Origin of the sequence: Citrobacter sp. Ce119, from assembly GCF_030334525.1 — a bacterium.
GTDB classification, from domain to species: domain Bacteria; phylum Pseudomonadota; class Gammaproteobacteria; order Enterobacterales; family Enterobacteriaceae; genus Citrobacter; species Citrobacter europaeus.
Window position 1 is genome coordinate 727,249 of record NZ_JAOWDR010000060.1, and the last position, 22,992, is coordinate 750,240.

A 22,992-nucleotide genomic window follows, 5' to 3' on the forward strand; every position below is an offset into this window, starting at 1 on the left:
TGCTTAATCACACACCAGGGAAAATCAGTTCTAAAGCTTGCAGAGAATCTTCCCAGTCAGCCCGTTCAAAGATGCCTTGCTGTAAGAACGCTTCCAGTTGCGGCCATAAGGCGATGGCTTTATCCAGCATGGGATCGCTGCCTTTGGCATACGCCCCCACGCTAACCAGATCGCGGTTGCGCTGGAAGCTGGATAGCAACTGTTTAAAGTTACGCACCCGCGCATAGTGTTGTTCACTAATGAGCGCGGTCATAGCGCGGCTGATCGAGGCTTCAATATCGATGGCCGGATAGTGACCCGCCTCAGCCAGATGACGTGACAGCACAATGTGGCCGTCCAGAATCGCGCGCGCGGAATCCGCAATGGGGTCCTGCTGGTCGTCACCCTCGGTCAGTACCGTATAAAACGCGGTAACTGAACCGCCGCCGTGAATACCGTTCCCGGCACGTTCAACCAGCGCCGGTAATTTGGCGAATACTGAAGGGGGATAACCTTTGGTTGCCGGCGGCTCGCCGATCGCCAGGGCTATCTCACGTTGCGCCATCGCGTAGCGGGTGAGGGAGTCCATAATCAGCAATACGTGCTGTCCACGATCGCGGAAATCTTCAGCAATACGCGTAGCATAGGCCGCGCCTTGCATACGTAATAGCGGCGAGACATCTGCCGGAGCGGCAATCACCACCGAGCGTGCGCGACCGTCGGCTCCGAGGATATTTTCAATGAAATCTTTAACTTCACGGCCACGTTCGCCAATCAAGCCCACGACGATAACATCGGCCTGGGTATAGCGCGCCATCATGCCGAGCAGAACGCTTTTACCAACGCCGGAGCCTGCGAAAAGTCCCATACGCTGGCCGCGACCAACGGTTAACAACGCGTTGATGGGACGTACGCCGGTATCCAGTACGTGTTCAATCGCGGTACGTTGGAGCGGGTTAAACGGCGGAGTAATCAACGCCCCGGTTTCGGTGGTATCCGGGGCGGGCAGTCCGTCGAGCGGTTTGCCGCTACCGTCTAGCACCCGCCCGAGCAGTGCAGGGCCAAGCGGTAATTGCTTGCCGCTTTGCAGACCTTCGCCAGCAATGTTCTTTGCGTACACGCGCGCGCCAGGCAAAACGCCTTCGACCTCTTCGAGCGGCATCAGAAACAGACGCTGACCGTTAAAGCCCACAACTTCACTTTCGACTTCCTGGGTTTCGTTGCCGTCCTGACGCTCAATAACGCAGGTGGCGCCGAGCGGCAATTGTAATCCCGTGGCCTCCAGCACCAGCCCGGTGGCACGGGTCAGTCGACCGTAACGGCGCACCGCAGGCAGTAGCGACATTTTCTCTTCGAAGTTGTCCAGTGTATTGAGCCAGCGAGTCAGGCGAGTGGTCATTACACGACTCCCGGCGCTGCCAGACGGCAGAGTTCTTGCCAACGCGTGGCGACGCTGGCATCCAGATCGCCTTCGTCGGCTGAGACTTTACAACCGCCGTGATGCAGCGTCGGATCGCCGCGCAACCGCCAGCCGTGCAGGCTGAGGGTCGCACCGAGCATCTCCTCCACACGCTGGAGATCGTCCGGATGCACACGCAATTGCGGTTTACCGCTAAACAACGGCTCCTGCTGCAACAGCTGTTGGATTTGCTTAATCAACGCCGCGTTATCCACGATTGGCGTCTGACCAATCACCTGACGCGCGGCTTCCAGCGCCATTTGCATCAGGCGTGAGGCGATAACGCTGTCCAGTGCGTCCAGCGTATTCTGAAATTCGCTCACCAACTGCTGCATGCGGGCATGAATCGGCGCATGCTGAGCGCGCGCCTGGCTCTGACCTTGCTCCAGCCCCTGGTTCAGACCTTCCTGATAACCTTGTTCGTGGCCCTTTTGTCGACCTTCCGCCAGGCCCGCGTTATAGCCTTGCTCATGGGCTTGCATTTGCAACTGTGCAAGCTGCTGCTCAAGCTGTTGCTCTGCAGAGAGTTCCGGCTCGTCGGACTCTTCTGACAGCGGCGTTTCGCTGTGGTCGGCCAGTATGAACTCCGCCATTGGTGGGGCGAGATCGTCCGGGGTCCAGACTTTCCATGGCAGTTCGTTAGACATAGGTATCCTCGCCGCTGCCTATCACCATCTCGCCGGTTTCCGCCAGACGACGCACAATAAGCAGAATGGCTTTCTGTTCGTTTTCCACTTGCGACAAACGCACCGGACCGCGGTTGGCGAGGTCGTCGCGCAGAATATCGGCAGCACGTTGCGACATGTTGCGCAGGAACTTCTCGCGCAGCGGCTGTTCGGCACCTTTCAGGGCAATCAGCAGCGATTCGGAATCCACTTCCTGCAGCAGGCGCTGGATGCTGCGATCGTCGACGTCCACCAGGTTTTCGAACAGGAACATCTCGTCGATAATTTTCTGTGCCAGTTCGCCGTCGAATTCGCGTACGGCGGTAATAACGGCTTCTTCCTGCTGGGTTTTCATCAGGTTGATAATTTCTGCCGCCGTTCTCACGCCGCCCATTTTGCTGCGCTTGAGGTTCTGGCCATCGAGCAGACCGTTGAGTACCTCGGTCAGTTCTGCCAGCGCGGCAGGCTGTACGCCGCCGAATGTGGCGATACGCAGCATGACGTCATGACGTAAACGTTCGTCAAACAGCGCCAGAATATCGGCAGCCTGACCCCGTTTGAGGTGCACCAGAATGGTGGCGATAATCTGCGGATGCTCGTCGCGGATAAGGTCGGCGGCGCTTTGCGGCTCCATAAAGTTGAGCGTTTCAATGCCGCTGGTGGTATCGCGGGTTTCCAGAATATCTTCCAGCAGGCTGGAGGCACGTTCCTCGCCAAGCGCTTTCACCAGCACGGAGCGTAGATATTCGTTGGCGTTGATATTCAGTGCGGCAAACTGTTCTGCTTCTTGCTCAAACTCGGCCAGCACTTCCGTCAACTGTTTGTTGGAGATCTGGCGTACGTTCGCCATCGCTGTACTGAGCGCCTGAACTTCGCGCGTGGAAAGGTGCTTAAACACCTCCGCCGCGCGATCTTCGCCAATGGTCATCAGCAGGATGACGCTTTTATCGGTACCGGTAAGGGCATTACTCATGATCGTTACTCATCCACTGGCGAATGACCAGCGCCACGACGCGCGGATCGTTATCTGACATTTCACGAATACGCTGACTCATGACTTCTGCACCCAGACGCTGATTAGTTCGACGCTGCTGGGTTTGTTCGTCTTTGCTGAGGCGAACTTCAACCGCTTCTTCGGTTTCCTGACGGATACGCGTTTTCTCTTGAACGGCTTTTGCTTCTTCGCTGCGACGAACCAACTGCGGGCGAACAGCTTTTCGCCACAGGATCCAGGCGACTAACAGAACCAGTAACCAACGACCTGCGGACATTAACTGATCAATAAAGGACTGCTGTTTCCAGAACGGTAGCTCGCCAATGGAATCGTCGGTCGCCGTGAAGGGAGAGTTCACCACGTTCAGGGTATCGCCACGCTTGTCTGAGAAGCCCATCGCTTCGCGGGTCAGATCCTCAATCTGTTTCATCTGCTCGGCGGTTAACGGCAACGGTTTGCCGTCTGGCAAGGTTTTATAGTTGACGACTACTGCCACCGAGAGACGCTGTACATCGCCAACGTTCATTTTGGTGTGGCGAATGGTACGGTCGACTTCATAGTTGCTGGTTTCATTGCGCTGCGTACTGCGCGGGCCGGCATTATTGCTGTTATTCGCCGTTTGCGGGTTTTGCGTATTTTGCGCGTTTTGCTGATTAGCCGGTGGGGTGGCGATTGGCGCGGTATTTGCCGGAGCAGGCTGATTAGACAATGCGCCCGGGACGCCGCCTGGCGCTCCGCTACCAACCTGTTCGCTGACGTTCAACTGACGTGAACGCAGCACGGCCTGGGACTCATCACCGTTTGGACGATACTGCTCTTCGGTTTGCTCTTTGTTGGCAAAATCCAGCTGTGCGGTGACCTGAGCGTGTACATTACCGTTGCCGACAATCGGCGACAGGATCGATTCGATACGACGCTGAACGCGGCCCTCAACATCGCTGGCGTATTTCAGTTGCGCATCGTTAAGATCGCGGCTGCTGGTGTTCGACTGAGTTAACAGGTGACCCGCCTGGTCGACCAGCGTAACGTTGCCCGGAGGTAAGCCTGCAACAGCGCTGGAGACCAAATGCGTGACCGCACTGATCTGACCTTCATCGAGGGCGCGGCCCGGCTCGAGATTGACGGTGACGGAGGCTGAAGGCGCTTTTTGTTCACGCACAAACAGCGACGGTTTCGGCATTGCCAGATGCACGCGGGCGCGTTTTACCGGTCCCAGCGTTTCAATGGTACGGGCTAATTCACCTTCCAGCGCACGCTGGTAGTTGACCTGCTCGCTAAACTGGCTGATACCAAACTTTTCCTGATCCAGCAGTTCAAAGCCCACCGCACCGCCTTTCGGCAGGCCTTGTTGCGCCAGACGTAAGCGCAGTTCGTGGACTTTATCGGCAGGAACTTCAATGGCGCCGCTTCCCTCAGTAAAACGGTAGGGAACGTTCATCTGCGTCAGTTGGGTGACAATCGCGCCACCATCCTGATCGGAAAGATTGCTGAACAGCGTGCGGTAGTCAGGCGCTTTGGCCCACAGGACCATCGCCACGATGATAGCGACGGCAGCGGCTCCCGCCACAATCAGAGGAATTCTGGGATTCGCGCGCAGGCGGTTTAACCACTCGAGAGGTTTAAGCTGGGTTGCAGTCGATGCTGTCGCACTCATCTCGCACCTCGTGGCTTATCGTGGACGGCGTTTTTTGCAAAGTGGAACAAGACTCACTCCCGGGTCAGCAAACTCGAAAAATTGACGGTCTCATTATTTGCGGTTTCGAATTTTTCTATGCGTTAAAAACCGTGGTTTTTTATCGTTATTTAACGCCTTTATCTTATTGACTAACTGGTAATCTCAACTACGTAAAAAATCATCCAGGGGATCAGAATGTCGGCAATACAGGGGATTGAAGGGGTCATCAGCCAGCTACAGACCACGGCGATGTCAGCAAAAATGCAGGATTTGCAGCCACAACCGACCGTGAGTTTTGCCGGTCAACTGCATGCAGCGTTAGACAGGATCAGCGATGTGCAAACCGCATCCCGTGTGCAGGCTGAGAAATTTACCCTCGGTGAACCGGGTATTGCGCTGAATGATGTGATGACCGATATGCAAAAAGCGTCGGTATCGATGCAGATGGGTATTCAGGTGCGTAATAAACTGGTGTCGGCGTATCAGGAAGTGATGTCGATGCAGGTGTAGAGACTGCGTGCAGAGAATGTTTGCCGGATAAGCGCAGCGCCATCCGGCAACGAGTTATTTCTGAATCAAATAGCGGATCGTTGGGCCATCCTGCTGAATATCCAGCACCGTATAACCGTGATTACGCGCATCCAGTGGAATATTGTTGATTGACTGCGGGCAATCGCTCACCACTTCCAGAATTTCACCTTTCTTCAATTGCGGCATCGCTTCCAGCGTGGCTACAGCCGGGTACGGGCACGGTTCGCCGACCATATCGAGGCGATAATCAGGCACGATATTTTTCATACAGACTCCTTGGCAGGCGTCAGCCCTGCGCGACGGAAGAAACGTTTTTCCCAGCCGATAATCAGCATCAGCGCGGCAAATAACAGCAGATAGGTCACCAGCAGACCACCGAGCGGGCCGAAGGTGTTAAGCAGATTCACTTTGTCCCAGTTGGTGGCAAGCGCGGGAGCAAAGTCATCCCAGTAGTAGGCCAGAATGGTCGAGCCAATTACGTTGCCCAGACCAACCCACCAGTAATGTACCTGACCTTCAACGGCGCGGTACATCCAGCCGGTTTCACACCCGCCCGCTAAAACAATACCGAAGCCGAAAAGCAAGCCGCCGATCACCGCATTTGGACCCGCCCACATGATTTTAGGCTCAACGCCAAGTTGCACGTAGCTAAAGATACCGATGGCGCTGACCGCCATCCCGAAGATGATCGCTTTTGCCATATGGGTGCGACCGGAAATCCACAGGTCGCGGAAGGCGGAGGTGAAGCAGATCTGCGCCCGTTCAATCAGCAGACCAAACCCGACGCCAAACAGCATCGCCAGACCGAGCTTGGGTTTATCCATTGCGGTGAGTAGCGCCCAGCCGATCATGGCGATAAACACCAGCATGCCGAGGCGAAAACGGCGACGGGCCTGGTCCGGTTTTTGCGTCAACGGTGAAGCGGCGGAGACTTTCTGCATTTTGACCGGAATACGGAACATCGGCAGCAGGGTAAAGCGTGCGCCAAACCACGAGCCAATAGCCGTTGCCAGTGCGAAAAACCAGGCGTGTAGCGAGAACTGCGGAATGCCGGTGAAGAATGCGGCCAGGTTACAGCCCATTGCCAGTCGGGCACCGAAACCGGCGATCATCCCGCCGACTATCGCCTGCATAATGCGCACCCGACTGCGCGGCATGCGTAATTTGACGTTGTTTGCCCACAGCGCGGCAGCAAAACAGCCACCAAACATGCCGAGGATCATCATCCCGTCAATGCGGGTCAGGGGCGAGCCTTCGAGATGGATCAATTTGTAGTATCCCCACTCTTCGGCATGCACGCCAAAAAGTTGCAGGATTTGACCACCCCAGCGAGTGAATTCTCCGGTCACGGCCCAGAAGGTTCCCGTAATGCCGAAATAATAAGTAGAGAGAATACCCGCTGCGATGACCGCAGGGGCGGGGGCCCAAAATTTAATTAACCAGGCCTGTTTGAAGTGTTGCCATGACATGCGTTTTGCCTCTGAACTCAGAAGGTATGTAACAAGAAGTGTGGATACTACACCGATCAGAATTTTTGACTATGAGTAATAAGAGGTAATACCGTCTGGATCAATCTTTCTCAACGCAGCCGAAAGGCTGGCGGCATCAGGCCTTTAATGCCACAATCCCATTTTCTTCGCATGCAGGATGAATGATGAAAAAATTAGCAATCGTTGGTGTATTTCTGGCGCTTACCGGATGCGCCGAAGTAGAAAATTATAACGACGTGGTGAAAACGCCAGCGCCAGCCGGTCTGGAAGGATACTGGCAGTCAAAAGGTCCGCAACGCAGCCTGGTCAGCCCGGAAGCGATTGCCAGCCTGGTGGTAACAAAAGAGGGCGATACGCTGGATTGTCGCCAGTGGCAGCGGGTCATTGCCCTGCCGGGGAAACTGACGATGATTTCAGGCGATCTCACCAACGTGACGGTGAAACGCGAGCTGTATGAGATTGAGCGGGAAGGCAATACGCTGGAATATGACGGTATGACGCTGCAGCGGGTCGATCGCCCGACGCAGGAATGTGCTGACGCGTTAAAGAAAACGCCGCTGGCCACGCCACTGCCATAAGTTATACGCCCCGGTAGCCAACGGCCACCGGGGTTAAGTTTTACAACACGTCCTCAATTACCCACACGCTGACGCTACCGCCGTTACAGAAAAACGTTGCTTCACCGTTTTCATCGGTGACCACGCTTTCTTCGCGATTTCCCAGATAGTCACGCCAGGTTTTATTGCCATAATTCGCGCCGAGATTAATTGTCTTCTCCCCATCATCGCCGTTAGACAGGACCACCACACAGCCGGGATCTTCATCCGTTCCGCTGCGGCTAAAAGCAATACAGTTAGGATGATCGAAAAAGAGCGTCTGTACCCCGTGCGCGAAGCGTTGGCGCGCGAGGATCAGTTCATCAAGCTGCTCGATGATCGGCATGTCGATAGGATAGGTTTCGCCATCTCCGCCAGTGTCTTCGTAATGCGCTCCGTAGAGGTCAGGATAAAACACCGACGGCACGCCGTTTTCTCGTAACAGGATCAACGCATAGGCCAGCGGCTTAAACCACGGCTCGACAGGGGCTTCGAGCGCCTGTAAGGGCTGAGTGTCGTGGTTGGCTACCAGCGTTACGGCATGAAATGGATCGGCCTCCACTAACGTGTCGGTGAAAATCTGGCTCATGTCGTAATCACGACCCTGACGGGAGGCTTCGTGGAATTTCATCTGCAAAGGGGCATCGAACAACATGGTTTTCCCCTCCACCTGATTAATGTAGGTTTGTAGCTTATCGACCTCGTGGGACCAGTATTCCGCGACGATAAACAGTGGCCTGGGAGCGACTTCCTGTACGTGCTCGATCCACTCTTTATAAAACCATGCCGGAATATGTTTCACGGCATCTAAGCGAAAACCGTCGCACTGGGTTTGCTCCATCACCCAGCGAGCCCAGTATTTGATCTCCTCGGTGACCGCGTGATTACGGAAATCGATGTTTTCGCCCATCAGATAATCAAAATTACCCAACTCATCATCAACCTGATCGTTCCAGCCTTCACCGGTGTAGTCGTTAACGATTTTAAAAATGCCGTCTTCGGTTGGATTTTCGATATGGTCAATGCCGCTGAAACATTTAAAGTCCCAAATGAATTGCGAGTACTGGCCTGCGCGGGCAGGGAAGGTGTAACGCGTCCAGCCTTCACATTCGACTATCTCATCATCTATTTGCGTGCGATCGTCGGCGTTAACCCGCTGAACGCGGATATTCTCTTTCTCATCCGCGCCCATTTTGTGGTTGACCACCACGTCGAGCAGGACGGCAATATCATTGTGTTTTAGCGCGTCTATCGCCGCCAGCAGCTGGTTTTTATCGCCGTATTTGGTGGCGACGGTTCCCTTTTGGTCGAATTCGCCCAGATCAAACAGATCGTAGGAGTCGTAGCCAACGGAGTAGCCGCCGGATGCGCCTTTATAGGCGGGAGGTAACCACACCATATTGATGCCGATGTCATTGAGTCCGCCTGCGCGTTCGGCAAGTTCGGGCCAGAGTTGACCGCCCTCAGGGTAATACCAGTGAAAATACTGCAATAACGTGGGATTTTTCATCTTCCGTGCTCCAGAAGTCGTTTGGCCGACCTCTGGAGTATGGAAGATAATTCAGACGAGACGGGAAATTATTGTGGGGCAGTGGGGGCGTCGGGGACTAACAGCATGCCGGAAAGACGACCATAGGCGTTATTCAGCGTCTTTTGGCGCGTCGACTGACCGATGAGATTGCTGAGTTCATCCAGGCGCTGCTGCAACAATGTTTTGAGCAGTTGTTCGTTATCCAGCGTCTGTTTAATGTACCCGGCCACTAAGTCCTGAATACTTCGCGTAATGCCTGGTGGAGTTTGCTCTTCCATGACCACTTCAATACTTTGCAGATAGGTAACTTCCTGTTCCAGTAAAAGGTCCCATTCACCACGCTGCGCCAGTTCCAGCAGCGAGTGACTGAGTAGCGCGATGCGCTGCCAACGGTTGATAAACTCCACGGCTGAGGTCATTAACGAGACTCCTGGGACGACGCGTTCGGTGAGATCTGTTTCCAGGCATCCGCAATGTTGCCGAGTAACCCTTCGACTTCTTCAATGGCTTGACAATCATTATTCAGATTAGCGTGCAGTAAGCGGCGAACCATATAGTCATACAATGAAGAGAGATGGGTGGCGAGTTCTCCCCCTTTTTCGTGGTCCAGGCCGGCTTTCAGGCCATTATCAATAATATTGATGGCTTTACTTAACGCTTCACCTTTGGCGACGATATCACCCTGCTGCATAAACAGGCGAGCGCGCACCAGGGCGCTGTTCGCACCATCAAACAACATTTCAATCAGCTGATGTGGATTGGCGCTCATTACGGCGCTTTCCACGCTGACCTGTGCATAGGCTTTGGTACCGCTCGCGGTATACATGCTTACCTCGTGTTATCAGGAATTATTCATCGCTGAAAATTGTTGGCCCAGATAGGTACTGGTGCTGTTCAGCTTACTCATCATGGAATCCAGTTGGGTAAACTGGGCTTTATAACGAGCAACGACTTCATCAATACTGTTGCTGACGGTCAGATACTGTTTAGTCAGCAGCTTCAGGTTGGCGTTAATATTGTCTTGCGCATTATCGATAATGCCGTCATCGGCCAGATAGCTTTTTACTTCGGTGGCAATCTTAGTGGTAATACCGGTCTCTTTGCCGTCACCCACCAACAGTTCACGGGTCGCTGCCGTGTTATCTTTCAGTGCCTTAGCCAGTTTTTCTTCATCAATTTTTAACTTGCCAGTGCCGCCATCCTGCGTAATACCAATCTCAGACATGGTTTTAAACGGGGACTCGCTGCCGCTGTTAGCAAATGGCGCACGAATGCCGTTTTGAATTGTACGGAGAACACTGTCGCCCAGTAACGCGCCGTTATCGGCGCTGGCCGCTTCACCCGGTTCAACTTCTTTATATTTCGTCAGCGTGCCAAAGGTATCCACCAGTGAGTTATAGGCTTCTACCCAGGCCTTGATCGCCGTGGTGGCTTTTTCATCACTTTTTGTTACCGTGATAGACGCATCTTTTACTTCTTTGGTCAGCTGGAGCGTGATGCCCTGCGGAGCGTCAGTTACAGTATTGCTTTGACGTTCAATATCAATGCCGTTGACCGTCAATTGCGCATTTTGCGCCCCGACCAGCTGTTTCATTTTCCCGCTGCCGGCTTTGCTGTCATAGGACAGTAAATCGCTCAGTTTTGCGTCGTTGGACACCGAGATGGTCATTTCACTTTCAGTGCCGCTTTCTGCGGTTAACACCAACTGGTAGTCGTCTTCTTTAACCTTCACCAGACTTGCGGAAATACCGCTGTCGGCATCATTTATGGCATCGCGAATATCTTCCAGTGAGGTTTCGCCTTTGCCTAATTTGATTTCCAGTGGCTCTTTACGGCCCGGTTGGGAAATCGTAATCGTACGTTCATCGACGCTGGTATCGCCCAACTGTTCTTTAGTCGAGGTAATTTTCGCCGTAGTCGATAATGACTGTGCCTGCGCCAGTTGAGTGACGCTGACGGTGTATTTCCCTGGAGCAGCGCCCGCGGTGGTGCTGACTTTTAAATCTTCTGTGCTGCTGGTAGCAGTGGTGCTTTTAAACAGATCGGCATTGTTCAGTGCGGTATTCGCAGTCTGAAATTTTTCTAATGCACTTTTTAGCGTGCCATACGCGGTCAGACGCGAGGTGTTAGCGCTCTGCTGCTGAGTAATCGGCGTTAAACGCTTTTTCTCAGCAGTGGTTAAGTTTGTCAGCAATGTATCCAGCGGTAAGTTCGAACCAACGCCCAGTGATGTAAATGAAGGCATGCCTAATTCCTTGTGATTGCAAACAGTAGTTAACCGCTTTATCGGCAATCTGCGCGCAAAGTTTAATAATAGTTTTGCAAAAATAATGCGCGGAATAGTGGTGCATATAGAGGGTATTTCAGCGGCTAAGAAAAAAAACGACGGAAAGTAAAAATTTTCTAAAGTTCGAAATTAAGGTGCCGATACAAGGGTTACGGTGAGAAACCGTGGGCAACAGCCCAATAACATCAAGTTGTAATTGATAAGGAAAAGATCATGGCACAAGTCATCAATACAAACAGCCTGTCGCTGTTGACCCAGAATAACCTGAACAAATCTCAGTCTTCCCTGAGCTCCGCTATCGAGCGTCTGTCCTCTGGTCTGCGTATCAACAGCGCGAAAGATGATGCTGCTGGTCAGGCGATTGCTAACCGCTTCACCTCTAACATCAAAGGTCTGACTCAGGCGTCCCGTAACGCCAACGATGGTATCTCCATCGCGCAGACCACTGAAGGTTCTCTGTCTGAAATCAACAACAACCTGCAGCGTGTTCGTGAGCTGGCGGTTCAGTCTTCTACTGGTACCAACTCCCAGTCTGACCTCGACTCTATCCAGGCTGAAATCACTCAGCGTCTGAACGAAATCGACCGCGTATCTGGTCAGACCCAGTTCAACGGCGTGAAAGTGCTGGCGAAAGACAACACCCTGACCATCCAGGTCGGTGCCAACGATGGCGAAACCATCGATATCAACCTGAAAGAAATTAACTCCAAAACTCTGGGTCTGGATAGCCTGAGCGTGCAGGACGGTTATAAGACTAGCGCTACAGTTGTAGGTGCAGCAACCTATAAAGACGGTGTCGCTCTTACCGGACCTGCTCAAGGGTTAATTGATACTGCAGTTGGGGGCACTGCTGGTAAAGGTAAGGCGACGATTGAGTTTAAAGATGGTCAGCATTATATAAGCGTCACTGGTTCGGATGAAACGGATCCAACCAAAGGTGACGGCATGTACAAGGCGACAATCGATGGGACTACTGGTGCCGTAACCTTTGGTGCTAAAGATGCAACAGGCATTACCAAAGCAGAAACTACAACCGTTACCAAAAATCAGGTTGTAGATACTCCTGCAGCTAAACCAGTTACAACAGATGCAGCAACAGCGTTGGCTGATGCAGGTGTTACCGGTGCAACTGCTGCCAACACCACCTTGGTGAAAATGTCTTTTGAAGACAAAAACGGTAAAGTGATTGATGGCGGCTATGCTCTGGAAAACGGTGGCAAATACTACGCTGCTGATTACAAAGACGGCAAAATCACTGCTAAAACTGTTGCATACACCGACGATAAAGGTGTTAGCAAAGAAGCCGCTGTTCAGTTTGGTGGTGTGAACGGTAAAACTGAAATCGCTACCGTAGGTGGAAAACAGTACCTGGCATCCAGCGTAAAAGATCACAACTTCAAATCTGGTGCAGCGCTGAACGAAGTCGCTGCCGTGAAAACTGAAGGCCCACTGGCTAAAATCGACGCAGCGCTGGCTCAGGTTGCTGACCTGCGTTCCGACCTGGGTGCGGTACAGAACCGTTTCAACTCTACCATCACCAACCTGGGTAACACCGTAAACAACCTGTCTGAAGCACGTAGCCGTATCGAAGATGCTGACTACGCGACCGAAGTGTCCAACATGTCTCGTGCAAACATTCTGCAACAGGCAGGTACTTCTGTACTGGCACAGGCTAACCAGACCACGCAGAACGTTCTGTCTCTGCTGCGTTAATTTACGCTTACTGCGCAAACCCCGCTCCGGCGGGGTTTTTTATAATTAGCTTTACCCGTAACCCCTAAATAACCCCCCATTTCACCCACTATTCACCCGATTAAAACCCCTGCAGAAACGGATAATCATGCCGATAACTCATTTAACGCAGGGCTGTTTATCGTGAATTCACTGTATACCGCTGAAGGTGTAATGGATAAACACTCGCTGTGGCAGCGTTATGTACCGTTGGTGCGTCACGAAGCATTGCGCCTTCAGGTGCGTTTGCCGGCGAGCGTAGAACTGGATGACCTGCTACAAGCGGGCGGCATCGGGTTATTGAATGCAGTTGACCGATATGACGCTTTGCAAGGAACGGCATTTACCACTTACGCAGTGCAGCGTATTCGTGGAGCGATGCTGGACGAACTACGTAGCCGGGACTGGGTGCCGCGTAGCGTTCGGCGCAATGCTCGCGAAGTGGCACAGGCGATGGGACAACTGGAGCAGGAATTAGGGCGTAACGCGACTGAAACCGAAGTGGCGGAGCGTCTGGCTATTCCTGTGCAAGAGTATCGTCAGATGTTGCTTGATACCAATAACAGCCAGCTCTTCTCTTATGACGAGTGGCGGGAAGAGCATGGCGATAGTATTGAGCTGGTGACGGAAGAACATCAGCAGGAAAACCCGTTACAACAGCTACTTGAGGGTAACCTCCGCCAGCGCGTGATGGACGCGATCGAGGCGTTGCCGGAGCGCGAAAAGCTGGTGTTAACGCTGTACTACCAGGAAGAGCTGAATCTGAAAGAGATTGGCGCGGTACTGGAAGTCGGGGAATCACGGGTCAGCCAGTTGCACAGTCAGGCCATCAAACGTCTACGCACCAAGCTGGGTAAGCTATAGGGGTACATTATTACCCCTGAACAATGCCGCATTACGAATTGACTACCAGGAGTTCTCATGACGGTGCAGCAATCAAAAAGACGGCCTCTAAGCCGCTACCTCAAAGATTTCAAACACAGCCAGACGCATTGCGCCCATTGCTTTAAGCTGCTCGACCGGATCACGTTGGTTCGCCGCGGGCAAATTGTGAATAAAATCGCCATCGCCCGACTGGACACTTTGCTCAATGAAGCTGAGTGGGAACAGGAAAAAAAAGAGTGGGTGGCACTGTGTCGTTTTTGCGGTGATTTGCACTGCAAAGAGCAGAGCGACTTTTTTGACATTATCGGTTTTAAACAATTTTTATTCGAGCAGACCGAAATGAGCCACGGCACGGTACGTGAATACGTTGTCCGCCTGCGCCGCCTCGGAAATCATCTGACCGAACAAAATATCTCTCACGACCTGCTGCAGGAAGGGTTCCTCGACGAAAACCTTGCCCCGTGGCTGCCGGAAACCAGCACCAACAATTACCGCATCGCCTTGCGTAAGTATGAGCAGTTCAAAGCCCATACCCATATGGGACATATGCAGAAATCCTCCTGGACAGCCAGTTCTGATATATATTAAAAACGAATAAGGTGTAACAGAGTGATGTTTGTGGATCACGACAAGCGCTCTACACTACGCTCATAAACATGTCATCCTTCAAGTTGCCTCTGTGTTGGCTGCGCTCATTCACCCCAGTCACTTACTTTAGTAAGCTCCTGGGGACTTACTCGCTTGCCGCCTTGATGCAACTAGAATGATTTTGTGTATAAATAGCAGTCACTAATGACAATATTCGGGGTAACTATGAAATTAGCACTTCTGGGACGTCAGGCTCTGATGGGTGTAATGGCTGTTGCACTTGTCGCCGGAATGAGCGTAAAGACTTATGCGGATGAAGGTCTGTTAAATAAAGTTAAAGAGCGCGGCACGCTGCTGGTGGGCCTGGAAGGGACCTATCCCCCGTTTAGTTTTCAGGGCGATGACGGCAAGCTGACCGGTTTTGAAGTGGAATTTGCCGAGGAGCTGGCTAAACATCTGGGTGTGAAAGCCTCGCTCAAACCGACCAAATGGGACGGTATGCTGGCCTCTCTTGATTCCAAACGCATTGACGTGGTCATCAACCAGGTGACCATCTCTGACGAACGGAAGAAAAAATACGATTTCTCTACCCCGTATACTGTGTCTGGTATTCAGGCGCTGGTGAAGAAAGGCAATGAAGGCGTTATTAAGACTGCTGCCGATCTGAAAGGTAAAAAAGTCGGCGTTGGTCTGGGTACCAACTATGAAGAGTGGCTGCGTCAGAACGTGCAGGGCGTGGATATTCGTACCTATGATGATGATCCGACCAAATACCAGGATCTGCGCGTAGGCCGTATCGATGCCATTCTGGTTGACCGCCTGGCCGCACTGGACCTGGTGAAAAAAACCAAGGATACGCTGGCCGTTACCGGTGAAGCATTCTCCCGCCAGGAGTCCGGCGTGGCGCTGCGCAAAGGCAATGAAGATCTGCTGAAAGCGGTTGATGCTGCCATTGCCGAAATGCAAAAAGACGGTACGCTGAAAGCGCTGTCTGAAAAATGGTTTGGAGCGGATGTGACGAAATAATCGTCATCCGATGAAAAAAGGCGCCTTTAACAGCGCCTTTTTTTATTTCATTGCGCCTGAACGTGCATAATAAAAAGAACATCACAACAACGAATACCGGAGGCTGTATGCCGCTGCATAACTTAACGCGCTTTCCACGTCTGGAATTTATTGGCGCGCCAACACCGCTCGAATATCTTCCACGCTTTTCCGACTACCTCGGGCGCGATATTTTCATCAAACGCGATGACGTCACGCCGATGGCCATGGGCGGCAATAAGCTGCGTAAGCTGGAATTTCTCGCCGCAGACGCGCTGCGTGAAGGCGCTGATACGCTGATAACCGCCGGTGCGATTCAGTCTAACCACGTTCGCCAGACGGCGGCGGTAGCGGCTAAGCTCGGTCTGCACTGTGTGGCGCTGCTGGAAAATCCGATTGGCACCACTGCGGAAAACTATCTCACCAATGGCAACCGTCTGCTGCTGGACCTGTTTAATACGCAAATTGAAATGTGCGATGCGCTGACCGATCCGAATGCACAACTGCAGGAGTTGGCGACGCGTATTGAAGCGCAAGGGTTCCGCCCGTATGTGATCCCGGTTGGAGGCTCTAATGCGCTGGGCGCACTGGGTTATGTGGAAAGTGCGCTGGAAATAGCCCAACAGTGTGAAGGCGCTGTTGCGCTCTCTTCCGTAGTGGTTGCCTCGGGCAGTGCGGGAACGCATGCCGGACTTGCCGTCGGTCTGGAACAATTGATGCCAGACGTCGAACTTATCGGCGTGACTGTCTCGCGCAGCGTGGCGGATCAAAAACCCAAAGTTGTTACGCTACAGCAGGATATTGCCCGAGAACTGGAACTGACGGCCTCCGCGGATATCCTGCTATGGGACGATTATTTTGCGCCGGGCTACGGTACGCCAAACGAAGAGGGCATGGAGGCGGTAAAACTGCTGGCACGGCTGGAAGGTATCTTGTTGGATCCGGTGTATACCGGCAAGGCGATGGCAGGTCTGATTGACGGCATCAGCCAGAAACGCTTCAAAGATGAAGGGCCAATTCTCTTTATTCATACTGGTGGGGCGCCTGCGCTGTTTGCCTACCATCCTCACGTGTAACGACCAGGTAGAAAAACGCTAATGCATGAAAGTATCCAACTGGTGATTGATTCTCTGCCGTACCTGCTCAAAGGTGCGGTTTTTACGCTGCAACTGAGCATCGGCGGGATGTTCTTTGGCCTCGTGCTGGGGTTTATCCTGGCGCTGATGCGTCTGTCGCCGCTGTTGCCTGTGCGCTGGCTGGCGCGCTTTTATATCTCAATTTTTCGCGGAACGCCGTTGATTGCCCAACTGTTCATGATCTATTACGGTCTGCCGCAGTTTGGTATTGAGCTGGATCCCATCCCGGCGGCGATGATTGGCTTGTCGCTTAATACGGCAGCCTATGCTGCGGAAACCCTGCGTGCGGCAATCTCTTCCATCGACAAAGGGCAGTGGGAGGCGGGCGCCAGTATTGGCATGACGAGATGGCAAACCATGCGCCGGGCGATCCTGCCGCAGGCCGCGCGGGTTGCGCTCCCGCCGCTGAGCAACAGCTTTATTAGCCTGGTGAAGGACACCTCTCTGGCTGCCACTATTCAGGTACCGGAACTGTTCCGCCAGGCGCAGCTGATTACCTCGCGTACTCTGGAAGTGTTCACAATGTATCTGGCGGCCTCGTTGATTTACTGGGTGATGGCGACGGTGCTTTCCGCACTGCAAAACTATTTTGAAGAACAACTGAACCGCCAGGAGAGAGAGCCGAAATGAGTGCTATCGAAGTCAGAAACCTGGTCAAAAAATTCCATGGGCAAACGGTGTTACATGGGATCGATCTCGACGTTAAACCCGGTGAGGTCGTGGCGATTATCGGGCCGAGCGGTTCCGGCAAAACCACGCTGTTGCGTAGCATTAATTTGCTGGAGCAACCGGAGGCGGGCACCATTAAAGTGGGTGAGATTACCATTGATACCGCACGTTCGTTAACTCAGCAAAAAGGCCTGATTCGTCAGTTGCGCCAGCACGTGGGGTTTGTGTTTCAGAACTTTAATTTGTTCCCACATCGTACGGTGCTGGAAAACATTATTGAAGGCCCGGTGATTGTTAAAGGCGAGCCGAAAGCCGAAGCGACAGCACGTGCGCGCGAACTGCTGGCGAAGGTTGGCCTGGCAGGTAAAGAAACCAGCTATCCGCGGCGTTTGTCCGGTGGGCAGCAGCAGCGCGTGGCTATTGCCCGGGCGCTGGCGATGCGACCAGAGGTTATTCTTTTTGATGAGCCGACCTCTGCGCTCGATCCTGAACTGGTTGGCGAGGTACTTAATACCATCCGTCAACTGGCGCAGGAAAAACGCACCATGGTGATTGTGACGCATGAAATGAGCTTTGCCCGCGATGTGGCCGACAGGGCGATATTTATGGATCAAGGCAGGATCGTGGAGCAGGGCCCCGCTAAATCCCTGTTCACGCATCCGCAACAGCCACGAACCCGTCAGTTTCTTGAAAAGTTTCTGATGCAATAAATTGTGCATACAGTACTCACCGATAATGTTTTGGGTGAGTACTGCTCGCATAACTATTTATAAATATTGCTTTATTATCAACCCCCGATTCTGTTACTTCCTCTCGCCGTTGAGTAACGCTCAAGTAATTGTTCCTTTGTCCGATAATTTGCATATATAAAATACATTTATGTGTTAGCTTGTTTCATATGTTTGGATGATTATCAATCTCAGGGGCAATACCACTTAGTATGCAGGATCATGATTTCTTCACCTGGCGACGGAGCATGCTGTTACGCTTTCAGGAAATGGCGACGGCAGAGGATGTCTATAATGAATTACAGCAACAGACGCAGCACTTAGAGTTCGATTTTTACGCGCTATGTGTTCGTCATCCCGTACCTTTTACCCGGCCCAAAACATCACTTCACACGACGTATCCCAAAGCCTGGGTGGCGCATTATCAGTCCGAGAATTATTTCGCGATTGATCCGGTGCTGAAGCCTGAAAACTTCAGTCAGGGGCATTTACCCTGGAACGACACCTTATTTCGCGATGCGCAGCCCCTGTGGGATGCCGCGCGCAATCATGGTTTACGTAAAGGGATGACGCAATGCTTAATGTTACCTAATCGAGCGTTGGGATTTTTATCGGTGTCACGTGCAAGTATCCGCAATAGTCGCTTTGCGAATGATGAAGTGGAGCTCAGGATGCAGCTCTTGGTGCGGGAAAGTTTATCCGTTCTGACGCGACTGGAAGATGACATGGTCATGGCGCCAGAGATGCGCTTTAGCAAGCGGGAAAAAGAAATATTGAAATGGACCGCTGAGGGCAAAACATCTTCAGAAATAGCAATAATTCTCTCGATTTCTGAAAATACCGTTAACTTTCACCAGAAGAATATGCAAAAGAAATTCAATGCGCCAAACAAAACGCAGATTGCCTGTTACGCCGCTGCGACCGGGCTTATCTGAATAAATTATCGTTCTGAGTGTCAGACGCAGAACCGGCTGATAGCGATGCTTTCAGCCGGTTTCTTATTACTGGCGGTAGGCCTGTTTAATTTGCTTAACAGTGCTGGAAAATACCGCAGCCTGTGATTGATCTTCAATCTGTGCGATCTGTTTTTCCATTTTAATAATCACGCGTCCTGCATCAGCTTGACCCATTGCCTGCAGCATCAGCGTTAACATGGCTTTCAGGCAGGTGACTTCATTGGCCAGTTCCTGGTTATTCTCAGCAGTGGAAAAGTCAGGCGTACTCATTTATTTTCCTCGTTATGTTTCAATGAAAAAGTGCGATGTGAAATCTTAAGGCGGCGGAGTATACCATAAGTGAGGCTAAAAATATCAGCGGTTGTTTTTTGCGCAAACAAAAGTGGGTGACATTAAAATAAACAACATGTTGCACTGCATATATTTTCTCCACTTGATGTTTATTTCGAGTATTTTCTTCGTTAATTATTGTTACAACTTTAACTGCCTGGTTCGCATTCAGCGAAGGAATATGATTTTTTTGTCACTATTATGAAACAGCTATGCAGATATAACCGTGGCCGAAGGTTGCCAGTACTGAATGTTTCCACCCGTCGTACAATCTAATTTCCAAAAACGAGAGCAAAATCGAAAGTCGGGCGTTTTTTACATTTCAAAGTTGAGATAAAACCCGTTAACATAGGACCGATTAACTATCGGTAGCGTTATCCCTATTCTGGAGATATTCCTTTGATCAACGTTTTTCTTGTTGATGACCACGAACTGGTGCGCGCAGGGATACGACGCATTCTTGAAGATATAAAAGGCATTAAAGTTGTCGGTGAGGCGTGCTGCGGTGAAGATGCGGTAAAATGGTGTCGCTCAAATTCCGTTGACGTCGTGCTGATGGACATGAATATGCCCGGTATTGGTGGCCTTGAGGCAACGCGTAAAATTGCGCGTTCAACGGCTGACATTAAAGTGATCATGCTGACGGTCCATACCGAAAACCCGTTGCCTGCTAAAGTCATGCAGGCAGGAGCTGCGGGCTATCTCAGCAAGGGAGCCGCCCCCCAGGAAGTTGTGAGTGCGATTCGTTCGGTTTTTTCCGGCCAACGTTATATTGCCTCCGATATCGCTCAGCAAATGGCGCTCAGCCAGATTGAGCCTGAGAAAACGGAAACCCCGTTTGCCAGTTTGTCTGAACGTGAGTTGCAGATTATGCTGATGATCACCAAAGGTCAGAAGGTCAATGAGATCTCAGAACAGCTGAATCTTAGTCCTAAAACGGTGAACAGCTATCGCTATCGAATGTTCAGTAAATTAAACATTCACGGCGATGTTGAGCTGACTCATCTGGCAATTCGCCATGGCCTGTGTAATGCGGAGACATTAACAAGCCAGTGACCGATCAGTTTGATGCCAAAGCGTTCCTGAAAACCGTGACCAGTCAGCCCGGCGTGTATCGTATGTATGATATCGCCGGGACGGTCATCTACGTCGGGAAAGCGAAAGACCTGAAAAAAAGGCTTTCCAGCTACTTCCGTAGCAACCTCGCGTCGCGTAAGACCGAAGCGCTGGTCGCGCAAATACAGCAGATTGATGTCACGGTAACGCACACCGAAACCGAAGCGTTACTGCTTGAGCACAACTACATCAAGCTGTATCAGCCGCGCTACAACGTTTTGCTGCGCGACGATAAATCCTATCCTTTTATTTTCCTCAGCGGCGATACCCATCCTCGCCTGGCGATGCATCGTGGGGCTAAGCATGCCAAAGGCGAGTACTTTGGACCGTTCCCTAACGGTTATGCTGTACGTGAGACGCTGGCGCTGCTGCAGAAAATCTTCCCTATTCGTCAGTGCGAGAACAGTGTTTATCGCAATCGCTCGCGTCCTTGTCTGCAATATCAGATTGGTCGCTGCCTCGGTCCGTGTGTCGCGGGTCTGGTGAGTGAAGAAGAGTATGCGCAGCAGGTTGATTACGTTCGTCTGTTCCTGTCCGGGAAAGACGATCAGGTATTAACGCAACTGATCGCCCGGATGGAAAAGGCCAGCCAAAATCTCGAATTTGAAGAGGCTGCCCGCATTCGTGATCAAATTCAGGCCGTACGCCGCGTGACTGAAAAACAGTTTGTCTCAAATACCGGAGACGATCTGGACGTCATCGGCGTGGCGTTTGACGCTGGCATGGCCTGTGTGCACGTTCTGTTCATTCGCCAGGGGAAAGTGTTAGGCAGTCGCAGCTATTTCCCGAAAGTACCGAGTGGAACAGAACTCGGCGAGGTCGTCGAAACCTTTGTCGGACAGTTCTATTTGCAGGGAAGCCAGATGCGCACCTTCCCCGGTGAGATCCTGCTCGATTTTAATCTTAGCGATAAAACCCTGCTGGCGGATTCTTTGTCTGAGCTGGCCGGGCGGAAGGTTAACGTTCAGACGAAACCGCGAGGCGATCGCGCTCGTTATCTGAAGCTGGCGAGAACCAACGCGGCGGTGGCGTTAACCACGAAGCTTTCCCAGCAGTCGACCATTACCCAACGTCTGACGGCGCTGGCATCGGTACTTAAGCTACCGGCAGTAAAACGCATGGAATGTTTTGATATCAGCCACACGATGGGCGAGCAGACGGTAGCCTCCTGCGTGGTATTCGATGCCAATGGTCCGCTGCGTGCAGAATATCGCCGCTATAACATCACTGGCATTACGCCGGGTGACGATTATGCGGCCATGAATCAGGTTCTGCGTCGGCGTTACGGTAAGGCGATTGAAGACAGTAAGATTCCGGACGTCATATTGATCGACGGCGGTAAAGGTCAGTTAGGGCAGGCGAAAGCCGTTTTTGCGGAGCTGGATGTTCCCTGGGACAAACAGCACCCACTCTTGTTGGGGGTGGCAAAAGGGGCCGATCGTAAAGCCGGCCTGGAAACGCTGTTCTTTGAGCCGGAAGGTGAGGGCTTTAGCCTGCCGCCTGATTCGCCTGCATTGCACGTTATCCAGCATATCCGCGATGAATCTCACGATCATGCGATTAGCGGGCACCGTAAAAAACGGGCGAAGGTGAAAAGTACCAGTACGCTTGAGACCATTGAAGGCGTTGGTCCAAAGCGTCGGCAGATGTTGTTGAAATATATGGGCGGTTTGCAAGGTCTTCGTAACGCGAGTATCGAAGAAATTGCAAAAGTGCCGGGTATTTCGCAAGCTCTGGCAGAAAAGATCTTCTACTCGTTGAAACATTAGGCCCTCTGTAGCAACATAGGGGTAATTTCACTGACAACAGATAGTTATCCGTCATATGCAATTTAATATCCCTACGTTGCTCACGCTGTTTCGCGTCATCCTGATCCCATTCTTTGTATTGGCTTTTTATCTGCCATTTACCTGGGCTCCCTTCGTTTGTGCGCTGATCTTCTGTATTGCGGCGGTCACCGACTGGTTTGACGGTTTTCTGGCACGTCGCTGGAACCAAAGCACCCGTTTTGGTGCCTTCCTCGATCCGGTTGCTGATAAAGTGCTGGTGGCTATCGCGATGGTGTTGGTGACCGAACACTATCACAGCTGGTGGGTGACGCTGCCTGCCGCCACGATGATCGCGCGTGAAATAATTATCTCTGCGCTGCGTGAATGGATGGCCGAGCTGGGTAAACGCAGCAGTGTGGCAGTGTCCTGGATCGGTAAAGTGAAAACTACTTCGCAAATGGCCGCGCTCGCATGGTTGCTGTGGCGTCCAAATATCTGGGTAGAGTACGCCGGGATCGCACTTTTCTTCGTCGCCGCGATACTGACTTTGTGGTCAATGTTCCAGTATTTGAGCGCTGCATGGGGAGATTTGCTTGAACAGTGATCGTTTCGGCGCAAATTTCAGCAAACGATCGTCAGTGGTGAAAAATATCGTTGACTCATTGCGTCAGGTAAGTAGAATGCAACGCATCGAACGGCAGCACTGATTGCCAGACGATAACAAAATCAAGTGATTAACAAACTTACTTGGTGATGCGGGAATAGCTCAGTTGGTAGAGCACGACCTTGCCAAGGTCGGGGTCGCGAGTTCGAGTCTCGTTTCCCGCTCCAAA

Annotated in this window: 25 protein-coding genes, 1 tRNA gene and 1 pseudogene; 14 read left to right on the top strand and 13 right to left on the bottom strand. The window is 52.1% G+C overall.

From position 1 onward, the window contains the following. Positions 1 to 7 precede the first annotated feature (7 nt). The 4 genes from fliI to fliF are packed head-to-tail and all read right to left on the bottom strand — an operon-like array spanning position 8 to position 4,751. Complete coding sequence (gene fliI / locus OGV80_RS23660; protein ID WP_047410431.1) at positions 8 to 1,378, bottom strand: flagellar protein export ATPase FliI; 1,371 nt, start codon at positions 1,376 to 1,378, stop codon at positions 8 to 10. Further along, entirely contained in the window at positions 1,378 to 2,085 is a 708-nt protein-coding gene (gene fliH, locus OGV80_RS23665; protein ID WP_043016784.1) for a flagellar assembly protein FliH, read from the bottom strand. Before fliH ends, fliI begins: the two co-directional genes overlap by 1 nt. Continuing rightward, positions 2,078 to 3,076 (bottom strand): flagellar motor switch protein FliG, encoded by a 999-nt coding sequence (gene fliG / locus OGV80_RS23670; RefSeq protein WP_003030443.1) that lies wholly within the window; start codon positions 3,074 to 3,076, stop codon positions 2,078 to 2,080. Before fliG ends, fliH begins: the two co-directional genes overlap by 8 nt. Continuing rightward, positions 3,069 to 4,751 (bottom strand): flagellar basal-body MS-ring/collar protein FliF, encoded by a 1,683-nt coding sequence (fliF, locus tag OGV80_RS23675; protein WP_043016783.1) that lies wholly within the window; start codon positions 4,749 to 4,751, stop codon positions 3,069 to 3,071. The genes fliG and fliF overlap by 8 nt, the downstream gene beginning before the upstream one ends. A 216-nt stretch (positions 4,752 to 4,967) precedes the next feature. Here fliF and fliE point away from each other — a divergent pair, with 216 nt between their 5' ends. Continuing rightward, positions 4,968 to 5,282 carry a flagellar hook-basal body complex protein FliE gene (gene fliE / locus OGV80_RS23680; RefSeq protein WP_043016782.1) on the top strand — a complete coding sequence of 105 codons (315 nt, stop codon included), beginning with the start codon at positions 4,968 to 4,970 and terminating at the stop codon, positions 5,280 to 5,282. Between the two features lie 54 nt (positions 5,283 to 5,336). Here the strand turns inward: fliE and yedF are convergent, their stop codons facing one another. Together yedF and yedE are read right to left on the bottom strand one after the other, a co-directional pair. Further along, positions 5,337 to 5,570: a sulfurtransferase-like selenium metabolism protein YedF gene (yedF, locus tag OGV80_RS23685; protein WP_000790504.1), complete on the bottom strand. Its 234-nt coding sequence runs from the start codon at positions 5,568 to 5,570 to the stop codon at positions 5,337 to 5,339. Continuing rightward, positions 5,567 to 6,793: a selenium metabolism membrane protein YedE/FdhT gene (gene yedE, locus OGV80_RS23690; protein WP_370867271.1), complete on the bottom strand. Its 1,227-nt coding sequence runs from the start codon at positions 6,791 to 6,793 to the stop codon at positions 5,567 to 5,569. Before yedE ends, yedF begins: the two co-directional genes overlap by 4 nt. Before the next feature lie 164 nt (positions 6,794 to 6,957). On the opposite strand from yedE, the gene yedD reads away from it, so the two are divergent. Further along, positions 6,958 to 7,371, top strand: coding sequence for a lipoprotein YedD (yedD, locus tag OGV80_RS23695; RefSeq protein ID WP_043016780.1), 414 nt, complete (start codon positions 6,958 to 6,960; stop codon positions 7,369 to 7,371). A gap of 40 nt (positions 7,372 to 7,411) precedes the next feature. Here the strand turns inward: yedD and amyA are convergent, their stop codons facing one another. The 4 genes from amyA to fliD form a co-directional block, all read right to left on the bottom strand. Beyond that, positions 7,412 to 8,899 (bottom strand): alpha-amylase, encoded by a 1,488-nt coding sequence (gene amyA / locus OGV80_RS23700; protein ID WP_075146002.1) that lies wholly within the window; start codon positions 8,897 to 8,899, stop codon positions 7,412 to 7,414. Positions 8,900 to 8,967: 68 nt separating this feature from the next. Further along, on the bottom strand, positions 8,968 to 9,339 hold the full coding sequence (fliT, locus tag OGV80_RS23705; RefSeq protein ID WP_003030458.1) for a flagella biosynthesis regulatory protein FliT: 372 nt from the start codon (positions 9,337 to 9,339) through the stop codon (positions 8,968 to 8,970). Further along, positions 9,339 to 9,746: a flagellar export chaperone FliS gene (gene fliS, locus OGV80_RS23710; RefSeq protein ID WP_043016778.1), complete on the bottom strand. Its 408-nt coding sequence runs from the start codon at positions 9,744 to 9,746 to the stop codon at positions 9,339 to 9,341. The genes fliT and fliS overlap by 1 nt, the downstream gene beginning before the upstream one ends. 15 nt (positions 9,747 to 9,761) lie before the next feature. Then, positions 9,762 to 11,165, bottom strand: a complete 1,404-nt coding sequence (gene fliD, locus OGV80_RS23715; protein WP_043016777.1) for a flagellar filament capping protein FliD — start codon at positions 11,163 to 11,165, stop codon at positions 9,762 to 9,764. A gap of 255 nt (positions 11,166 to 11,420) precedes the next feature. Here fliD and OGV80_RS23720 point away from each other — a divergent pair, with 255 nt between their 5' ends. The 8 genes from OGV80_RS23720 (at position 11,421) to sdiA (ending at position 18,923) form a co-directional block, all read left to right on the top strand. Beyond that, entirely contained in the window at positions 11,421 to 12,920 is a 1,500-nt protein-coding gene (locus OGV80_RS23720) for a FliC/FljB family flagellin (protein WP_087052592.1), read from the top strand. 162 nt (positions 12,921 to 13,082) lie between these two features. After that, complete coding sequence (fliA, locus tag OGV80_RS23725; RefSeq protein ID WP_016153479.1) at positions 13,083 to 13,802, top strand: RNA polymerase sigma factor FliA; 720 nt, start codon at positions 13,083 to 13,085, stop codon at positions 13,800 to 13,802. Positions 13,803 to 13,859: 57 nt separating this feature from the next. After that, the gene (gene fliZ / locus OGV80_RS23730) at positions 13,860 to 14,411 is read left to right on the top strand and encodes a flagella biosynthesis regulatory protein FliZ (RefSeq protein WP_016153478.1); all 552 of its coding nucleotides are present in this window, start codon (positions 13,860 to 13,862) and stop codon (positions 14,409 to 14,411) included. Positions 14,412 to 14,636: 225 nt separating this feature from the next. After that, on the top strand, positions 14,637 to 15,437 hold the full coding sequence (gene tcyJ / locus OGV80_RS23735) for a cystine ABC transporter substrate-binding protein (RefSeq protein WP_043016773.1): 801 nt from the start codon (positions 14,637 to 14,639) through the stop codon (positions 15,435 to 15,437). A gap of 107 nt (positions 15,438 to 15,544) precedes the next feature. Further along, positions 15,545 to 16,531, top strand: a complete 987-nt coding sequence (gene dcyD / locus OGV80_RS23740) for a D-cysteine desulfhydrase (RefSeq protein WP_032943823.1) — start codon at positions 15,545 to 15,547, stop codon at positions 16,529 to 16,531. Between the two features lie 21 nt (positions 16,532 to 16,552). Beyond that, complete coding sequence (gene tcyL, locus OGV80_RS23745; RefSeq protein ID WP_003030474.1) at positions 16,553 to 17,221, top strand: cystine ABC transporter permease; 669 nt, start codon at positions 16,553 to 16,555, stop codon at positions 17,219 to 17,221. Next, on the top strand, positions 17,218 to 17,970 hold the full coding sequence (tcyN, locus tag OGV80_RS23750) for an L-cystine ABC transporter ATP-binding protein TcyN (RefSeq protein WP_003030477.1): 753 nt from the start codon (positions 17,218 to 17,220) through the stop codon (positions 17,968 to 17,970). The genes tcyL and tcyN overlap by 4 nt, the downstream gene beginning before the upstream one ends. A gap of 230 nt (positions 17,971 to 18,200) precedes the next feature. Further along, entirely contained in the window at positions 18,201 to 18,923 is a 723-nt protein-coding gene (sdiA, locus tag OGV80_RS23755; RefSeq protein WP_043016771.1) for a quorum-sensing transcriptional regulator SdiA, read from the top strand. Positions 18,924 to 18,989: 66 nt separating this feature from the next. Here sdiA and OGV80_RS23760 read toward each other — a convergent pair whose 3' ends face one another. The 3 genes and pseudogenes from OGV80_RS23760 to OGV80_RS24545 all read right to left on the bottom strand — a co-directional run. Continuing rightward, a complete protein-coding gene (locus OGV80_RS23760; protein WP_286515824.1) occupies positions 18,990 to 19,214 on the bottom strand; it encodes a DUF2594 family protein in 225 nt (74 codons plus the stop codon). Continuing rightward, positions 19,211 to 19,324, bottom strand: coding sequence for a hypothetical protein (locus OGV80_RS23765; protein ID WP_140389851.1), 114 nt, complete (start codon positions 19,322 to 19,324; stop codon positions 19,211 to 19,213). The genes OGV80_RS23760 and OGV80_RS23765 overlap by 4 nt, the downstream gene beginning before the upstream one ends. Continuing rightward, positions 19,297 to 19,377: pseudogene (locus OGV80_RS24545) on the bottom strand (hypothetical protein); the annotation flags it as partial. The gene OGV80_RS23765 and the pseudogene OGV80_RS24545, both read right to left, overlap by 28 nt. Positions 19,378 to 19,673: 296 nt before the next feature. Between OGV80_RS24545 and uvrY the strand changes: the two are divergent. The 4 genes from uvrY to OGV80_RS23785 all read left to right on the top strand — a co-directional run bounded on the left by uvrY (position 19,674) and on the right by OGV80_RS23785 (position 22,990). Beyond that, on the top strand, positions 19,674 to 20,330 hold the full coding sequence (gene uvrY / locus OGV80_RS23770) for a UvrY/SirA/GacA family response regulator transcription factor (protein ID WP_003834023.1): 657 nt from the start codon (positions 19,674 to 19,676) through the stop codon (positions 20,328 to 20,330). After that, complete coding sequence (uvrC, locus tag OGV80_RS23775; protein WP_087052593.1) at positions 20,327 to 22,159, top strand: excinuclease ABC subunit UvrC; 1,833 nt, start codon at positions 20,327 to 20,329, stop codon at positions 22,157 to 22,159. Before uvrY ends, uvrC begins: the two co-directional genes overlap by 4 nt. Before the next feature lie 55 nt (positions 22,160 to 22,214). Then, positions 22,215 to 22,763: a CDP-diacylglycerol--glycerol-3-phosphate 3-phosphatidyltransferase gene (pgsA, locus tag OGV80_RS23780; protein ID WP_043016768.1), complete on the top strand. Its 549-nt coding sequence runs from the start codon at positions 22,215 to 22,217 to the stop codon at positions 22,761 to 22,763. Between the two features lie 151 nt (positions 22,764 to 22,914). Then, positions 22,915 to 22,990, top strand: a tRNA-Gly gene (locus tag OGV80_RS23785). The last annotated feature ends 2 nt before the right edge of the window (positions 22,991 to 22,992 follow it).

What these genes read in the sequence shown, in the direction of transcription:
- dcyD (WP_032943823.1), top strand. Translation starts at nt 15,545, where the DNA reads ATGCCGCTGCATAACTTAACGCGCTTTCCACGTCTGGAATTTATTGGC.
- sdiA (WP_043016771.1), top strand. Translation starts at nt 18,201, where the DNA reads ATGCAGGATCATGATTTCTTCACCTGGCGACGGAGCATGCTGTTACGC.
- fliS (WP_043016778.1), bottom strand. Translation starts at nt 9,746, where the DNA reads ATGTATACCGCGAGCGGTACCAAAGCCTATGCACAGGTCAGCGTGGAA.
- fliE (WP_043016782.1), top strand. Translation starts at nt 4,968, where the DNA reads ATGTCGGCAATACAGGGGATTGAAGGGGTCATCAGCCAGCTACAGACC.
- fliT (WP_003030458.1), bottom strand. Translation starts at nt 9,339, where the DNA reads ATGACCTCAGCCGTGGAGTTTATCAACCGTTGGCAGCGCATCGCGCTA.
- OGV80_RS23760 (WP_286515824.1), bottom strand. Translation starts at nt 19,214, where the DNA reads ATGAGTACGCCTGACTTTTCCACTGCTGAGAATAACCAGGAACTGGCC.
- fliH (WP_043016784.1), bottom strand. Translation starts at nt 2,085, where the DNA reads ATGTCTAACGAACTGCCATGGAAAGTCTGGACCCCGGACGATCTCGCC.
- tcyL (WP_003030474.1), top strand. Translation starts at nt 16,553, where the DNA reads ATGCATGAAAGTATCCAACTGGTGATTGATTCTCTGCCGTACCTGCTC.
- fliZ (WP_016153478.1), top strand. Translation starts at nt 13,860, where the DNA reads ATGACGGTGCAGCAATCAAAAAGACGGCCTCTAAGCCGCTACCTCAAA.
- yedF (WP_000790504.1), bottom strand. Translation starts at nt 5,570, where the DNA reads ATGAAAAATATCGTGCCTGATTATCGCCTCGATATGGTCGGCGAACCG.
- OGV80_RS23720 (WP_087052592.1), top strand. Translation starts at nt 11,421, where the DNA reads ATGGCACAAGTCATCAATACAAACAGCCTGTCGCTGTTGACCCAGAAT.
- fliI (WP_047410431.1), bottom strand. Translation starts at nt 1,378, where the DNA reads ATGACCACTCGCCTGACTCGCTGGCTCAATACACTGGACAACTTCGAA.
- amyA (WP_075146002.1), bottom strand. Translation starts at nt 8,899, where the DNA reads ATGAAAAATCCCACGTTATTGCAGTATTTTCACTGGTATTACCCTGAG.
- pgsA (WP_043016768.1), top strand. Translation starts at nt 22,215, where the DNA reads ATGCAATTTAATATCCCTACGTTGCTCACGCTGTTTCGCGTCATCCTG.
- fliG (WP_003030443.1), bottom strand. Translation starts at nt 3,076, where the DNA reads ATGAGTAATGCCCTTACCGGTACCGATAAAAGCGTCATCCTGCTGATG.
- tcyN (WP_003030477.1), top strand. Translation starts at nt 17,218, where the DNA reads ATGAGTGCTATCGAAGTCAGAAACCTGGTCAAAAAATTCCATGGGCAA.
- fliF (WP_043016783.1), bottom strand. Translation starts at nt 4,751, where the DNA reads ATGAGTGCGACAGCATCGACTGCAACCCAGCTTAAACCTCTCGAGTGG.
- yedD (WP_043016780.1), top strand. Translation starts at nt 6,958, where the DNA reads ATGAAAAAATTAGCAATCGTTGGTGTATTTCTGGCGCTTACCGGATGC.
- tcyJ (WP_043016773.1), top strand. Translation starts at nt 14,637, where the DNA reads ATGAAATTAGCACTTCTGGGACGTCAGGCTCTGATGGGTGTAATGGCT.
- fliD (WP_043016777.1), bottom strand. Translation starts at nt 11,165, where the DNA reads ATGCCTTCATTTACATCACTGGGCGTTGGTTCGAACTTACCGCTGGAT.